Raw genomic sequence first — 15371 nt, 5'->3', positions numbered from 1 at the left:
GAACGCTCGCCTCACCGGCCCTGGGCGATGAGTTCTCTGGCGCGCTGCTTGATCATCTCGGCGGAGGAGCCGAGGTTGGCCATGACGATGACGGTGTAGCCCTCGTCGAGGTACATGGTGAGGTCGGCGGAGACGCCGGTGAAGCCGCCGGAGTGGCCGACGACGCGGCCCGCGGGCGAGTTCTCGACGAAGAAGCCATAGCCGTAGTTCTTGGACGCGATCTCGGGGTGGGCGGTCCAGAGCTGCTTGAGGGAGGCCTCGGAGACGAGCTTGCCGGAGCGCATGGCCTGGTCGAAGCGGAGCAGGTCGGGGGCGGTGGAGTAGCCGCCGCCGGCGGGGCCGCCGCGGATGACGTGGGTGTAGAGGTTGTTGATGTACTCGACCTTGCCCTCGGGGGTGCGGGTGCGCACGTAGCCCACGGCGAGGTTGTGGTTGGACTTGTCCAGGTCGTAGCACTCAGTGGCGGTCATGCCGGCGGGGCCGGTGATGTTCTTGCGGACGTACTCGAAGTAGTCCATGCCGCTCACCTTCTCGATCACGGCGCCGGCGAGGAGCATGCCGGTGTTGCTGTACTTCCACTGCGTGCCGGGCTCGAACTGGAGGGTCTCGTCGCGGGTGAGCGGCTTGAAGTCGGCCACCTTGCGGAAGCGGGCGCGGGAGGACTTGTCGAAGGTTTCGTTGAAGTAGCTGCCCAGGCCCGAGGTGTGGGTGAGCAGGTGCTTGATCTGGACCTTGTCGAGCACCTCCTGCGAGCACCAGGTGTCGTCGAGGTGCTTGGCGAGGGTGTCGTCGAGGGAGAGCTTGCCCTTCTCCACCAGCTGCATCACGCTGACGGCGGTGAACATCTTGTTCATGGAGCCGAGATTGAACTTGGTGTCGATGGTGACGGGGGCGTTGAAGTCGCGGTTGGCGACGCCCACGGCGCGCTCCACGAGCACCTTGCCGTCCTTTGCGAGCAGGACGGTGCCGCTGAAGGCATCACGGGCGGCGAGCTTGTCGGCGTAGGCGCCGAGCTTCTCGCCCAGCTGCGAGGGGCTGAGCTGCTCGAGCTTGGGGAGGTCCGAGGGCGGGCGGGCCCGCTGGAAGTTGAGGGTGGTGATGCGGTGGGGGGCCTCGTCCTCGACCTCGAGGGCCACGGCGTGCCAGGACTCGGCGAGGGCGTTGCGGACGATGAGCACCGCGGCGGTGCTGGGGCGGGCGGGCTCGTAGCTGCGGGCGCCGTAGACCTCGAGGGCGCCGCTGGTCTGCTCCATGATGGCGCGGAAGAACGCGAGGTGCCGGTCCATGGGGAAGGCCTCGCGGAAGTCGGGCGCGAACTGCTTCTCGACGAAGGCCTTGAACCTGGCCTCGTCCCCGGCGGTCGCGATGAGGGCGAACTCCTGGGCGCGGGCGTACGCGGGTGTGTTGGGGATGTCGCGGGTGTCGGTGTACTTGGGCTGCGCGAGGGCGGGGGCCGACAGCAGGCAGAACACGAGCGCGACGACAGCGATCCAGAGCGGCCGCAAAGGACTCATCGGAGAACTCCCTAGCGCCTTGCGCCACCCCGCCGGCGGGGGGGAGGGTACCAGCATCGTGGGTTTGGCCGCAAGCCATTCTGCATGAGCGTGAGTTCGCGTCGGTAGGGTCTACTTTCGGGATGGATCAGGTGCGGCTGGTGATGCTGCCGGGGCTGGGTGCGCGTGGGTTCATGTACGCGCCGCAGCGGGGGGCGTTTCCGGAGCTTGAGGTCGTTGAGTGGATTCCGCACGTGCGGGGCGAGACGCTGGCGGAGTACGCGGGGCGCATGGCCGCGACGGTGGGCGGCGCAGGGCCGGTGGTGATCGGCGGCATCTCTTTTGGCGGGCACGTGGCTCTGGAGATGGTGCAGCACCTGCGGGCGCGGATGGAGGTGCGCGGCGTTGTGCTGATCGCGGCCTCGCGCACGGCGCGGGGGGTCCGGCCGGTGCTGCGGGGGCTGGCGTGGCTGGCGCCGTACGCGCCAGCGCGGGTGCTGCAGCCGATCCGGGTGCCGCTGATCCAGAGCGGGCGGTGGCTGCTGGGGCCGCTGAACGCCGAGGGAAAGCGGGTGGTGGCGGAGCTGGCGCGGCGCGTCGATGCCCGCTTTGCGCTGTGGAGCTACGGCGCGATGGCGCGGTGGCCCGGGATCAATGTGGAGCGGCTGGGGGTGCCGGTGTGGGAGGTGCACGGCTCGCGCGACCGCGTGATCCCGGTTGGGCGGGTGACGCCGGACCGAGTGGTGGAGGGGGGCGGGCACCTGGTCAATGTGACGCACGCGGCGGAGGTGAACGCGTTTCTTGCGGAGGTGATGGAGCGGGCGGCGTCGCGGTAGAGGCGAGGGCCTCAGTCGGTCGTTGTGATACGCTTGAGCGGCATGCCCCCATGCGCATTGATGAGTACGGGTCGTCAGCGCAAGACCGCGCATGGACCCATGACGCGCGGCAGGCGGTGTTCCGGAGTACTGCCCCGCCGATCTGGCGAACGCTGGCGTGCGCGATCGTCGGTTTCGTGCTCGTTGTGGTCGCATTCAACCTCATCCGGCGCGACACCACGGTCTCAGCTGTGGGCTCGTGCGCCAGCGTACTTGTTGGCGCGGTGCTTCTCGTCTTCGCGTTCGGATGGGTGGTCGACCGGGCGATGCAGAAGGAGCAGCTCGAGGAAAACGTAGCGCAGGAGGCCTCGGCGTCGAAGCACCTCGTTATAGAGATCGAGGCGGTCCGGATCACACCCGCTCAATCCATCGACTGCGATGCCGATGCCATCATCCTTCATGATGGGCACGGGGGCGGGGTTTACCTCAACTCGCACTCCTTATTCGAAGTAGAGCTCCCCCGCGAATCTGAGGGCGCTCCGGCCCGGTATCCGAGATTCTGGACGATTGTCTCGACAGGGCCCGTCGGGCAGATACTGGACATGAGCGCAACAGGGGAACTTCTGGAAGTTGATAACTCAGTGCCACCGTGCGATGTACCGAGTGACCAGCGGATCGAGGTCGCGGTGCTCGATCAGCGGTCACCCGAGGCGTGGAGATCGGTGCTACCGCAGTGTGGTTAGCACGGGGTGCCGGGCCGGGGGCTCGAGCGACGCGCGGCTGCCGGAATCTAACGTGCGGTGAGATGAAGGCGCCGCCGCGGAGCGGCGGGGTACCCGGGGAGAATCACTTTGGCTCGTACTTCTGGCGCAGGGCGGTGAGGACGGTGGGCCAGGCGTTGGCGAAGTACTCGCGGAGGGACTTCCAGTCGGCGTCGTGCCCGGAGGTGGCGGCGTTCTGCTCGGCGAAGCCGTAGTGCTTGAGGGTGACTTTGGAGCCGTGCGGGCCGTGGGGCTCGATGATGAGGACGACCCAGGTGTGCCGGGCGCGGAGGTCGCCGAACTTGGGCGGGGCGTTCCAGGTGAAGCTGAGCATTTTCTCGGGCTCGTAGCTGAGGATGGTGCAGCCTTCGCTGCCGCGCTGGCCGGCTGGGACGTCGTCGCCGCCGAAGTAGATCTCGAAGGGGCCGCCAATGCGGAGGTCGATGTTGGCCCTGGTGAGGAAGGACTCCATGCCCTTGCTGGTTGTCCAGCACTCCCAGACTTCGCGGGGCGTGGCCTTGACGGTGGTTTCGAGAATGATGGGGTCGAGGGGGTTGGCGGGGGTGGCCTGCTTTGCTGGTGTCGCTGCTGGCACGGCGGCGTTCGCGGCGGGCGTGGTGGCAAGCGACTTCTCGAGGTTGTCCTTCATCTTCTTGAGCGACCACGCGTTGCCCTGGTCGAAGAAGGCGCGCATCTTCTGCGACTCGTTGTCGGCGGTGTAGCCGCACATGGCCAGGCGCAGGCGCGTGCGGCCATCGCCCAGGTCGGTGAGGGTGGCGACGGACCAGACGTCCTTCACCGCGTTCTGGTAGGGCAGGTTCTTGGGCGGCTTGGCGATGCGCCAGGCGAAGACGCGCCCGGGCTCGTACGCGATGATCTGATTGTGGATGGCGCCGTCGTCGACGAGCTCGCCCTTGGGGCTGTAGTGCGTGCGGATGAGGCCGCCGACGCGGAGGTCGATCTCGGCCTTGGCGACGCCCCAGAGCTTCCAGCCCTCGGGGGTGGTGAAGACTTCCCACACCTTCTCGATGGGGGCGTTGAGCTCGATCTCGTGCACGATGGGCGCGGTGTTGACGGTGATCGATGCCGCGGCCTTCGAGGGGTCAGGACGGGCGGCATTCTCCTGTGCGAAGGCGGCAGAGGCGGTGAGCGCGGCGGCGAGGACGATGAGGGCGGTGCGGGGCATGGTGCTCTCCTTGTGGTGAGGGTCAGTGCGGGTGGGTTTGGGGCGCGGCCTTGCGGGCTTCTTCCTGCAGCAGGTCGAAATAAGTGCGGAGCTGGGCGACCGAGGCGTCGTAAGGCTCGAGGGTGGAGGCGGCGCGGGACTGCATGATGCCGCCCTCCATGACGGTGAGGACGAGCTGCGCGAGCTGGCGGCGGTTGCAGGCAGCGGGAAGGCGGTCGCCCGCGGCCGCGAGCCAGGACTCCACGGCGGAGACCCAGTTGCGGAAGTTGAGGTCGATGAGGGGGCGGACCTCGGGGTGGGAGTCGGCGACCTCAAGGGCGAGGTTGCCGACGGGGCAGCCCATGGTGCAGCGGGTGAGCTCGAGGCCGTGGCGGTACCAGGCGAGGAGGTTGAAGACGCGTTCGATGGCGTCCTGCTCGCGCTCTTCGGCGGGGCCGATGACGACGGGGCGGAGGAGCTCGACGTAGTGCTCGAGCACGCCGGCGAGGAGGGCTTCCTTGGAGGGGAAGTAGTGGTAGAGGGAGCCGGAGTTGACGTCGGCCTCGCGGAGGATGGTGGCGATGCCGGTGGCGGCGTAACCCTGCTCGTGGAAGAGCCTTCGGGCGGCCTCGAGGATGCGGGTGCGGGTGGGGAGGGGCTCGCCGTGGGTGGGTGGGGTCGTGCTGGCGGTGGATGGCTGGGGGGTTTGGGCCATTGGTTGAACGATCAATCAACCACAAAATGGACCGGCTGTCAAGGGGATTCTGAGCGGATGTTCGGGGAGGAAACCGGCTCCTGAGGGCGTCAGGCGGGGTCGACCCGACCTCATGAGAGAAGCCGGTTGGATCAAGTTCAGGGCTTCCACCAGCAGCCGTTCAGGGGTGGGCTGCCTTGTGTGCATCGCCAGGGGTGTGCGACGGAAACTGCACCAAACAACCTGGCACCGAGGCACCCATGGAGACGAACCGTGGCCGGTGCCCGGCGGGCGTCAGGAGGGCGTTCCCGGGCTTTACGCTGATCGAGATCCTGGTGGTGGTCGCGGTGATCGCGATGCTGATCGCGATCCTGCTGCCGGGGCTGAGCAGGTCACGGGAGGCGGCGCGGGCGAGCGTGTGCCTGTCGCGGCTGCACAACCTGCACGTGGCGATGCGGGTGTACGCGGATGAGTACCGCACGTTCCCGGTCGCGGACCAGGACGATGTGCTGAAGGACCTGGAGATGCCGGAGAATGTGTGGCACTGCCCGGCGGACCGGGTACGCAAGGCCGCGGCTCCGGGGAATGTGCCGTACTCGTCGTACACGTACCTGGCGCCGATCTACATGGACCCGCCGGGCTATCCGTATGCGCTGGTGCAGCTCAAGCCGCACGTGGCGCTGCGGAAGTACGAGAACAACCCCAACCTGCCGCTGTTCTGGAACTTTGAGGGCTGGCACGACCAGGCGCGGAACGTGGTGTACTGGAACGGGAGCGCGAGGCGGAAGGACTGGTGAGGCGGGGACGGCCCCGCGCCCCGAGTGTGGTGGGGCCCGGGTGGACGGGGGAGGTGCGAGGACGGGCGCGAGAGCGCTAATCCGGGATTCTGGGAGCCTTGAGGCGCGACGACGCATGGAGAGTGGGAGCCGCCGATCGACAGGCCCCTTGAGCGTTCAGATGCGGACGCGGGGGGCGGCGGCGAAGCGGGGCTGGAACACGGCCCCCCCGGAGACACATAGCCATGGATGAGCTCAAGCGCCCCGGGCGGGGCAGGGTGGTGGCGGTGCGCGCGTTGCGCGGGTTTACGTTGATCGAGCTGCTGGTGAGCGTGGCAGTGATCGGCGTGCTGGTCTCGCTGATCTCGCCGGGGCTGGCCAAGTCGCGGCTGGCGGCGCGGTCGGTGAGCTGCCTGGCCAAGCTGCGGAACTTGCAGCTGACGACGCGGATCTACGCGGACGAGCACCGCACGCTGCCGGTGAACGTGATGCACCTGTCGATCCCGGTGTACGACCTGAAAGCGACGAGCTGGCGGTGCCCGGAGGACAGGCAGGCTGCGAACACACCGATGAGCACCGTGTCGTACTCGTCCTTCACGTACCTGGCGCCGCTGTACATGGACCCGCCGGCGAGCGGGATGGTGCTGCACCTGCTGAAGCCCAGGAACGGGCTGCGGAAGTACGAGAACAACCCCAAGCTGCCGCTGTTCTGGGACCGGGACGAGAACCACGAGAAGGACCGGAATGTCGTGTATTGGCATGGCGGGGCGGAGCGGCGGGGCTGGGAGTGAGCGGAACCGGGAGTGATGTCGCGCATCGAATGAGGGAACCCTTGGGGGCAGCGAGCGAACGTTTGCTGCAAGACAGCGGGGCGGATGGGTCATTGTTCTGGTGAGCGGCGGCCGCGCGGAAGCGCGGGCATGTGGGTCAACTGGAGCTGGCGGATGTGTGACCCACGCCACGTTGGGCCCTGCGGGGCCGTTGTTGTGTCGAGTACGTCGGGATGGGTAGGCGGCCGATCGCGGGCGGGCTTCACGCTTGTCGAGCTGCTGGTGGTGCTGCTGATCATCAGCGTGCTGGTGGGGCTGATGCTCGCCTCGATCGGGCGGTCGCGGGTGACGGCGCGGTCGCTGCGGTGCCTGGCGCAGCTGCGGGAGATCCAGCTGAGCGCGCGGGTGTACGCGGATGGCTACCGCCGGCTGCCGGTAGTGATGCCGGAGAAGCCGGTGCGGGAGTTCGAGCTTCCGGGACGGGCGTGGCGGTGCCCGGCGGACAAAACGGGCGCGAGCGTGCCCGAGCACGAGCCATTCTCGGCGTACACGTACCTGGCGGTGTACTACATGGACCCGCCGCCCACGGGGCTGGACCTGGCGAAGCTCAAGCCCGCGGTGGGGCTGCGGCGGTACGAGATGAACCCCGGCCTGCCGCTGTACTGGGACCAGGGGGAGGTGCACGAGGAGCAGCGGAACGTGGTGTACTGGAACGGGTCGGCGCGCCGGTGGGTGGATTGAATCAGGCGGCTGCGAAGGCGAGCATGGTCTCTGTGACGCCCGAGGAGTACCAGACGCGCCGCCAGTGGGCGGTGCGGTCGAGCCACTGCTGCCAGAGTGGCGTGAGGGGCTGGGCGCCGACGGAGCCGGGGGTGCGGGACTTGCTGGGCAGGTAGACGTTGGCGTTGTCGAGGATGAAGAGGCCGCCGGGCTTGAGGTGATCGAGGGCCCAGTGGGCGCACTGGTCGCGGATCATCCCGTCGATGAGCACGACGTCGAGCTTGCGGCCCTTGAGCACCGGCTCGGCGGCGCGGACGTAGCGCTCGTTGTTGCGGAGGGCGCCGATGCGGATGTCGCCGCTGTGGTCCTCGGGCTCGTCGATGAGGAGGTAGTCGACGTTGGTGTGACCGGCGTCCTTGAGGCGCTGCAAGACGGTGGCGTGCCAGCCGGCGTGGTGTTCGATGCTGATGACGTGCCCACAGTGGCGGGCGAACCAGGCGGTGCTGCGGCCGGAGCCGAACTCGACCATGAGGTCGGAGTCGCGGAGGTACTGGTGCAGGAACTCGACGGCTCCCGGCACGAGCCAGGGCAGCGTTGGGTTGCGGCGCTGCCACAGCTCCCAGTTGAAGCGGTTGGCGACGTAACGCGGCGTCCAGTGTCGGCGGGGCAGCAGCATGGGCGGCAGTGTACCGACGGGTCCGGATTTGCCCATGGCTTTTGCTGACGCGGCGCTGTTTCCGGACCCCGGGGCGGGCGGTCTTCGTGGCGGTCAGGCACCCGCGCTGTGGGAGCGGTACCACTCGATGGTGGCGCGGAGGCCGTCGTCGAAAGGGGTGCGGGCCTTCCAGTTGAGGAGCTGCTGGGCGCGGGTAGTGTCGAGGCAGCGGCGGGGCTGGCCGTCGGGCTTGGTGGAGTCCCAGACGATGTCGCCCTTGAAACCCGTGAGCTTCACGATGAGCTCGACGAGGTCCTTGATGGTGATCTCGAAGCTGGCGCCGAGGTTGATGGGCGTGGGGTCGTTCATGACCTCGGCGGCGCGGACAACACCCTCGGCCGCGTCCTGCACATAGAGGAACTCGCGGCTGGCGGAGCCGGTGCCCCAGCAGACGATTTGCTTGTCGCCGCGGCGCTGGGCCTCGACGCACTTGCGGACGAGGGCGGGGATGACGTGGGAAGACTCGAGGTCGAAGTTGTCGTGGGGGCCGTAGAGGTTGACGGGGAGGACGTAGGCGGAGCGGAGGCCGTACTGCATGCGGTAGGCGTCGAGCATCTGCCACGCGGCCTTCTTGGCGACGCCGTAGGGGGCGTTGGTCTCCTCGGGGTAGCCGTTCCAGAGTTCTGCTTCGTTGAAGGGAACGGGCGTGAACTTGGGGTAGGAGCAGATGGTGCCGACCTGCACGAACTTGCCGGCGCGGTCAGCGAGGCCGTCGATGCGGGCCTGCTCGATGAGGTGCAGGGCCATGGCCATGTTGGCGTAGAAGTAGCGCCCGGGGTTGGCGCGGTTGGCGCCGATGCCGCCGACCTCCGCGGCGAGGTGGAGGACGACGTCGACCTTGTGGGGGGCGAAGGCGGCGCGGAAGAGGCGGGCGACGTCCATCTTCTCGGTGAGGTCAAAGTCCTTGCGGCGTGGGATGAAGATGTGGGACTCGGGCACGCCGCGGGCGAGGAGGGCCTGCTTGACGAATCGGCCCATGAAACCGGCGCCGCCGGTGACGAGGATGCGGCTGGCGGCGAGGGGTGATGGAGGGGGCGTGGTCATGCTGTGGTGAATGTTCGCTCAGAGTGGGGGCGGATCAACCTTTGAGGATCGGTGCGTGATGAGAAAGAACCCCGGTCGGGAGACCGGGGCCACCGGGGAGCCCCATAAACTCGGGGCGTGGGCCACCCGATCGTGCGGACGCTGTCGTGGATGATGACTCTTGGCGCCTTGCTGGTGCTGGGGGCGTGGTGCTTTGGGCGGTGGTGGAGCGATGAGCTGGAGTGGTCGCAGTACCTGTTCTGGGTGCCGTCGCCGGCGGTGCTGATGGGTGCGGCGGTGCTGCTGCTGGTGTCTTCGGGGCTGGCGCGGAAGGCGCGGGGCTTGGCAGGAGCGGACTCGCTGGGGTCGCGCCCACCGGCGGCGCGGGCGCGGAGGCTGGCGTGGGGGTTGTGGGTGGGCGTCCTCGCGTGGGTGTGCGTGGCGGAGTACCACGTGCAGCGGTACCTGCCGCGCGTCGGAACGAATCCGGGCGGTGCGGCGGTGCGGTTCATGTACTGGAACCCCTCGCAGACGGAGTACCTGGCGGACCACGTCGGCGCGGTGGGGCCGGCGGTGCTGGTGGTGGCGAACGCGCCGGGGACGGTGAACTGGGGAGCGGTGCGGGGCGCGATGAGCGTGGAGGGCGGGGCGACGTACGCCGTGCGGTATGAGCGGTTCACGGTGGTGTCGCGGTACCCGGTGTTGCGGTGGGCGGGAACGGGGCTGGGGATCCAGGGGGCGAAGGCGCGGGCGTTCATCTGGCGGGGCGGGGGGTACGTGGTGCAGGACGAGGGGCAGGCGGTGTTCGTGGAGCTGGACACGCGCGGGGCGCTGGGGCGGACGACGGTGGTGTGGGCGCTGGACCTGCCGAGCGACTTCAACCTGTCGCGGTGGGTAGTGATGCGGCAGGGCGCCAAGCGGCTGGCGGAGTTCGAGGGGCCGGCGTTCGAGCGGGCGGGGGACGGGATGGACCGGCCGGTGTCGCTGGAGCACGGGTTCCCTTCGCCGGACGTGATCGTGGGGGACTTCAATACGCCGCGGGGCTCGGCGTCGCTCAGTGAGATCGTGGGGAGCATGGCGAACGCGTTTGATCAGGCGGGGCGGGGGATCTCGGCGACGTACCCGCGGGAGTGGCCGGTGGTGGCGATCGACCAGGCGTTCGTAGGGCCGGATCTGCGGGCGCGGAAGTATGACGTGCTTGACCTTCAAGAGGGGCAGCACCGGGCGGTGGTGTTCGATGTGGCGGAGAGAGAGCCGTGAGTGATGTGCTGACCGGGCCGGTGAGGGCGCTGCTGCAAGCGGGGGATCGAGCGGGTGCGCTGCGGGCGTGCGCGGCGTTGGCGCAGGGGCATGCGCAGGATGCGGACGTGGCGAGCCTGCACGCGTACCTGCTGCTGGGAGAGGGTGCGTTCGAGCAGGCGGTGGCGGAGGCGCGGCGGGCGGTGTCGCTGCGGCCGGACTCGGCGCCCATGCGGGCGAACCTGGCGCGCACGCTGATGTACAAGGGGACGGTGGAGGAGGCGCTGGCGGTGGTGGACGGGGCGAAGGGGCTCGCGCCGCAGTGGGCCGAGCTGTGCTCATTGGAGGGGGAGATCGCGACGCACTTCGGGCGCTTCATGGAGGCGGTGCGGCGGGGGCGGGAGGCGCTGGCGAAGTTCCCGGGGAACGTGGAGCTGCTGTACAACCTTGCGCTGGCCCTGCACGCCACCGGGCAGAACGCGGAGGCGGTGGGGCTGCTGGAGGGCGCGATCATGCGCCTCCCCACGGACCTGCGGCTGCTGGGGACGGCGGCGTTCCTGTCCAACTATGTGGACACGCTGAGCGCCGAGCAGGTTCTGGAGGCGCACCGGCGGTACGGGAAGGTGCTGACGCGGCACTACCCGGCGCCAAGCGGCGGAGTGGCGGGCGGGCCGGCGGCGGGAGCGAGGGGCGGGCGGCGGGTGCGGGTGGGGGTGCTTTCGCCGGACCTGCGGGAGCACTCCGTGGCGTTCTTCGCGCGGGCGCTGCTGGAGCACGTGGACCGGTCCAAGATCGAGCTGTTCGCGTACAGCACGCAGAAGAGCGGGGACGCGATGACCGGCGTGCTGCGGGGCTTGCCCGAGCACTGGCGCGACGTGCCGGCGAGCTCGCTGGACGGGGTGGTCGCCGCCATCCGTGCTGATGGGCTGGACCTGCTGATCGAACTGGCGGGGCACACCAAGGGCGGCATCCTGCCGGTGGTGCACCGGCGGGTCGCGGTGAAGCACGCGTCGTACCTGGGGTACCCGAACACAACGGGCATCGCCGGGATGCAGTTCCGGCTGGTGGACTCGCTCACCGATCCGGTGGGCAGCGAGTGGATGGCGACCGAGAAACTGGTGCGGCTGGACCCCTGCTTCCTGTGCTTCAGCCCGCCGACGGGTTCGCCCGCGGTGGGCGAGGGGGCGTGCGTCTCGAGGGGAACGGTGACGTTCGGGTCGTTCAACACGGTGAAGAAGATCAGCGACTCGACGGTGCGGCTGTGGAGCGGCGTGCTCAAGCGGGTGCCGGGGGCGAGGCTGCTGCTCAAGAGCCACGGGTTCGACGAGCCGGCCATGCGCGAGCACGTGCGCGGACGGTTCGAGGCGCAGGGTGTGGAGGGCGCGCGGGTGGAGTTCCTGGGCCCGGTGCAGGAGACGGCCGGGCACCTGGCGGTGTACGGGCAGGTGGACATCGCGCTCGACACATACCCCTACCACGGCACGACGACCACGTGCGAAGCGCTGTGGATGGGGGTGCCGGTGGTGACGCTCGCGGGTGACCGGCACGCCTCGCGGGTGGGCGTGTCGCTGCTGACGAACGTGGGGTTGCCAGAGCTGGTGGCGCGGAGCGAGGCGGAGTTCGTCGACATCGCGGCGGGGCTGGCGGGGGATGGCGCGCGGCTGCGGACGCTCCGGGGCGGGCTGCGGGGTATGGTGGAGCGTTCGCCGCTGATGGATGGGCCCGGGTTCGCGCGCCGGTTCGAGCGTGCGGTGGTGGAGATGGTGGGGGAGTGAAAAGACCCGCCGTGGGGCGGGTCTTTGGTGGGGCTAGGGATTTGGGTAGGGCCGCGAGGCGCGGCCGTCAGCACTCGCGGAGCGAGTGCTCCACCCGAGAGTCAGCAGGGGTTGCCGCCCAGGACGCGGAAGAAGGCTTCGATGTCCTGGTCGGTACCGGTGTCGCCGTCGCCGTTGAAGTCGGCGCCGCCGGGCCAGCAGGCGGGGCAGCAGGAGCCGCCCAGGCAGGCGAAGAAGGCCTCGATGTCCTGGTCGGTGCCGCTGTCGCCGTCGCCGTTGAAGTCCTGCGGGCCGCAGCCGCCGGTGCTGTTGCAGGTGCGGGAGGTGATGAGGATGTCGTCGAGCGCGGCCTCGACAACCGACGCGGAGCCCGTGTCGGGGACGATGAAGCGGAGGCGGACCTGAGAGGTGGGCGCGAGGCCGACGGAGCCGAGCGTCCAGGAGGCCTGGTTCCAGCCGGCGGCGCGGTTGCCGCTGAGGGTCTCGGCCACGACCCAGTTCGTGCCGCCGTTGTTGGAGACTTCGACGGTCATGGCGTCATCGACGACGCCCTGGTTGTTGCTGAACCAGCGCCAGTACGAGACGATGGCGTCGGCGGCGGTGGAGAAGTCCATCACGGGGCTGGTGAGCGTGGTGGTGCCCGCGTCGACGTCGGCGGCGCCGACCGCCCCGCCCGCGAGCCCGTTCTGCGTGACCCACAGGGCGGTTCCGGCGTGGGCCGCTCCGGGCGCGGCGGCGGTGGCAATCGGGGCGGTGGTGCGCTCCCACTGGCCGGTGAGGGGCTGGGTGGTGCCGGGGGTGCGGACCATGGTGCTGGTCCAGCCGGCGGTGCCGGCCTCGAAGCCCTCGGAGAGCAGCGTGTTCTCCTGGCTGAAGACCGCGGCGTTGAAGCGGGTGGCGGGGGCGTTGGTGGGGTAGGTGCGGTCGCCGGCGCTGGTGCCGGTCTCGAAGTAGAAGGCGACGTTGGCGCCGCAAGGCTGCCCGGGGATGACGCCCTCGAAGGTGTTGCCGGAGACGAGGGTCATGGGCAGGGCCTGGTAGGGGGCCGCGTTGACAGAGATGCGCATGACCTGGGTGTTGGGGGTGAGCTCGAGGTCGGTGGGCGCCATGTCGATGCGGACGGTGGTGGGGATGCCCGGCTGCAGCTGCGTGGGCGGGTCACCGGCGGGGAAGCTGAAGGTGACGAACTGGGGGGTGTCGAACGCCTGAACGATGCCGGTGGTGGAAGCGCCGTTGGGCGACTGAGCGGAGACGCCCATGCCGCGGCGGGCGAAGGCCTGCCACAGGCGGGAGCGGTCGGCCCCGCCATGGTTGACCATGTTGGACTGGATAACGGCGTCGCGTGCCTGGAGGAAGTTGGGGTTGGCGGCGCCGTTCTTCATGCCGTCAACGACGTTGAGGAGCATGCGCTGATTGCCGGCGAAGCCGTGGTGGCGGATCATCGCGGCGCGGCCTTCGACGAGGGCGTTGCACCACACCTCGCCGGCGTTGTGGACCTGGTTGGGCGTGTTGGGAATGCCTGTGTTGCGAGGGACGTCGGAGGGGAGCGTGGCCACGCTGTTGATGTGGATGTAGGTGAGCGGGTTCTTCTGAAAGCTGGTGCTGTAGGGGTAGCGGCGGATGCCGTAGTAGTAGTTGGTCTCGTAGCTGGCGCTGAAGAACTGGCGGGTGGCGTACGCGCCCATGGCGTAGACGGCGTCGACGTCGTCGGTGGGGTGGGAGTTGAGGGAGAGGCCCAGGAAGTCGCCCCAGCCCTCGCCCATGCTCTGCGGCTGGGTGCCGGTGAGGCCGCCGTGCAGGCGGATGGACGTGCCGTGGGTGAGCTCGTGGAAGACGATGTCGCCGTCGAGGTCGCCGTCGCGGTCGGGGGTGGGGCCGGTGAAGATGTACATCTGGCAGCGGCCGGTGCCGCCGTCGGTGGGGGTGTTGCTGAAGTTGGCGTTGTTGGTGCCGCTGCCGTCCTGGGCGTCGCAGATGACGGCGTCGTTGCCCACGCCCATCCCGCTGAAGTTGATGGTCTGGAAGTTGCCCGCAGCCTCGTCAAAGCCCAGGGCGTAGAGCTGGTCGTGGTACCAGTTGGCCCAGTAGAAGAGCTGCGTCACGGCCGCGTGCTGCTGCGTGACACTGGAGGTGGGCTCCAGGTTGACGTCGTAGGTGAAGTCAAAGACGCGGCCGGGGCCGCCGTTGGGACGGGGCGAGTCGGCGACGTTGGGCGAGCCGTCGCGGTCCAGGTGCGCGGCGGCGTTGTTGCCGATGGTCTCCATCCCCCCGTCGTTGATCCAGCCGTTGGGGGAGTAGGTCTGCATCATCGCGGGGGTGACGGTGACGAGCTGGCTCTCCACGAAGGGGAACTGGAAGCCGTCGGGCGTGGGCGTGCCGGGTGAGCCGGGGGCGGGCGAGTCGCTGGTGTAGATGCGGAAGGTGATGGGCTGGGTGGTCGCGAAGCAGAGCCAGTCGTGCCGCCACAGCAGCTCGCCGGTGTTGGCATCGACAATGACGTCGTAGGTGTGGCCGATGCCCTTGACCGGGATCACCACCTTCCACGCCGTGCGGATGTCGTCACGCGTGGCGGCGAAGTAGAGCAGCTCGGTGGTGACGGGCTCGTCGGGGCGTAGGTCGGGGGAGTTGTTCCAGAGGCGCTTCTGGTTGGGCCCCTGGGCGTCGGTGCGCGGCGTGCAGGGTGTGGTGAGGGGGACGCCGGCGTGGCGGGCGGCGGCGTCGATGGCCTGGGCGTCGGTGAGGGTGGGGGCCTTCACCGCGAAGTCCGCGGCGGGGCGCGGGAGCATGGTGGAGCCGATGTTGATCAGGCGGCCGTCGGGCATGACGTTGGCGCGGAGCTCGGCCTGGAAGAGGTCGACGCCGTTGATCTGCTGAGTGAAGGTGAGGTGGCGGACGCCGTTGTGCTGGGTGCGGTAGTCGCGGGAGACGCGGGCCTTGGCGAGTTCGTCGCGCGAGATCTCAAAGAGCGCGGGGTGGTCGGCGACGAACTTGGCGGCGACCTCTGGGCCGGAGAGCTTTGACTCGCCGGTGAGGAAGGTGGCGGTGGAGCGGATGTACTTGGGGGTGCCGTAGACGGTGTCGTTGTCGATGGTGAGGAGGGGGATGAAGCCCTCGAGGCGGAGGACCTCGGCGGCGCGGGCGTCGGCGGCGAGGTTGTTGCCGCGGGCCTGCTTGAGGGATTCGAGGACGCGGGCGGTGGGGAGCTCGTCGGCGTCGAGGCGGTAGTCAAAGAAGGGCAGGCCGGCCTGCTCGGGGGTGGGGGCGACCTGGGCGGCGGCTTCCTGCGTGGGCAGGGCCAGCGGCAGGCCGGCGATGGCGAGGGCCACGACGGGGGACCACAGCGGGCGCGTGAAGGCACGGCGGACGGAATCGAACCCCATTCTCAATACCCCTTGCTTGCAGGACGGGAACGTGAACGGACGTGC

13 protein-coding genes are annotated in these 15371 nt (G+C 69.2%); 7 read left to right on the top strand and 6 right to left on the bottom strand.

Annotation, left to right across the window (positions count from 1 at the left end; translation table 11 throughout):
- Positions 1–11: 11 nt before the first annotated feature.
- Complete coding sequence (locus VD997_07425) at positions 12–1514, bottom strand: serine hydrolase domain-containing protein (GenBank protein ID HYE61812.1); 1503 nt, start codon at positions 1512–1514, stop codon at positions 12–14.
- Positions 1515–1636: 122 nt separating this feature from the next.
- Here VD997_07425 and VD997_07420 point away from each other — a divergent pair, with 122 nt between their 5' ends.
- Complete coding sequence (locus tag VD997_07420) at positions 1637–2329, top strand: alpha/beta hydrolase (protein ID HYE61811.1); 693 nt, start codon at positions 1637–1639, stop codon at positions 2327–2329.
- 176 nt (positions 2330–2505) lie between these two features.
- Complete coding sequence (locus VD997_07415; GenBank protein HYE61810.1) at positions 2506–3051, top strand: hypothetical protein; 546 nt, start codon at positions 2506–2508, stop codon at positions 3049–3051.
- A gap of 103 nt (positions 3052–3154) precedes the next feature.
- Here the strand turns inward: VD997_07415 and VD997_07410 are convergent, their stop codons facing one another.
- Together VD997_07410 and VD997_07405 are read right to left on the bottom strand one after the other, a co-directional pair.
- The gene (locus VD997_07410) at positions 3155–4255 is read right to left on the bottom strand and encodes an SRPBCC domain-containing protein (GenBank protein HYE61809.1); all 1101 of its coding nucleotides are present in this window, start codon (positions 4253–4255) and stop codon (positions 3155–3157) included.
- Positions 4256–4277: 22 nt separating this feature from the next.
- Complete coding sequence (locus tag VD997_07405) at positions 4278–4949, bottom strand: TetR/AcrR family transcriptional regulator (protein HYE61808.1); 672 nt, start codon at positions 4947–4949, stop codon at positions 4278–4280.
- 239 nt (positions 4950–5188) lie between these two features.
- On the opposite strand from VD997_07405, the gene VD997_07400 reads away from it, so the two are divergent.
- The 3 genes from VD997_07400 to VD997_07390 all read left to right on the top strand — a co-directional run bounded on the left by VD997_07400 (position 5189) and on the right by VD997_07390 (position 7215).
- Complete coding sequence (locus VD997_07400) at positions 5189–5725, top strand: type II secretion system protein (GenBank protein ID HYE61807.1); 537 nt, start codon at positions 5189–5191, stop codon at positions 5723–5725.
- 224 nt (positions 5726–5949) lie between these two features.
- Positions 5950–6495 carry a type II secretion system protein gene (locus tag VD997_07395; GenBank protein ID HYE61806.1) on the top strand — a complete coding sequence of 182 codons (546 nt, stop codon included), beginning with the start codon at positions 5950–5952 and terminating at the stop codon, positions 6493–6495.
- 195 nt (positions 6496–6690) lie between these two features.
- A complete protein-coding gene (locus VD997_07390; protein ID HYE61805.1) occupies positions 6691–7215 on the top strand; it encodes a prepilin-type N-terminal cleavage/methylation domain-containing protein in 525 nt (174 codons plus the stop codon).
- 1 nt (position 7216) lies between these two features.
- Here the strand turns inward: VD997_07390 and VD997_07385 are convergent, their stop codons facing one another.
- Positions 7217–7870 carry a hypothetical protein gene (locus tag VD997_07385; GenBank protein HYE61804.1) on the bottom strand — a complete coding sequence of 218 codons (654 nt, stop codon included), beginning with the start codon at positions 7868–7870 and terminating at the stop codon, positions 7217–7219.
- 93 nt (positions 7871–7963) lie between these two features.
- Positions 7964–8953: a GDP-L-fucose synthase gene (locus VD997_07380; GenBank protein ID HYE61803.1), complete on the bottom strand. Its 990-nt coding sequence runs from the start codon at positions 8951–8953 to the stop codon at positions 7964–7966.
- A 117-nt stretch (positions 8954–9070) separates the two neighbouring features.
- Between VD997_07380 and VD997_07375 the strand changes: the two genes are divergently transcribed.
- Positions 9071–10192, top strand: coding sequence for a hypothetical protein (locus VD997_07375; GenBank protein ID HYE61802.1), 1122 nt, complete (start codon positions 9071–9073; stop codon positions 10190–10192).
- Complete coding sequence (locus tag VD997_07370) at positions 10189–11946, top strand: tetratricopeptide repeat protein (protein HYE61801.1); 1758 nt, start codon at positions 10189–10191, stop codon at positions 11944–11946. The genes VD997_07375 and VD997_07370 overlap by 4 nt, the downstream gene beginning before the upstream one ends.
- Positions 11947–12047: 101 nt before the next feature.
- On the opposite strand, the gene VD997_07365 is transcribed toward VD997_07370, so the two are convergent.
- Positions 12048–15326: a M36 family metallopeptidase gene (locus VD997_07365; protein ID HYE61800.1), complete on the bottom strand. Its 3279-nt coding sequence runs from the start codon at positions 15324–15326 to the stop codon at positions 12048–12050.
- Positions 15327–15371: the final 45 nt, after the last annotated feature.

The organism is Phycisphaerales bacterium (genome assembly GCA_035627955.1).
Lineage (GTDB): Bacteria > Planctomycetota > Phycisphaerae > Phycisphaerales > UBA1924 > JAEYTB01.
This window is presented reverse-complemented; position numbering and strand designations above follow the sequence as displayed.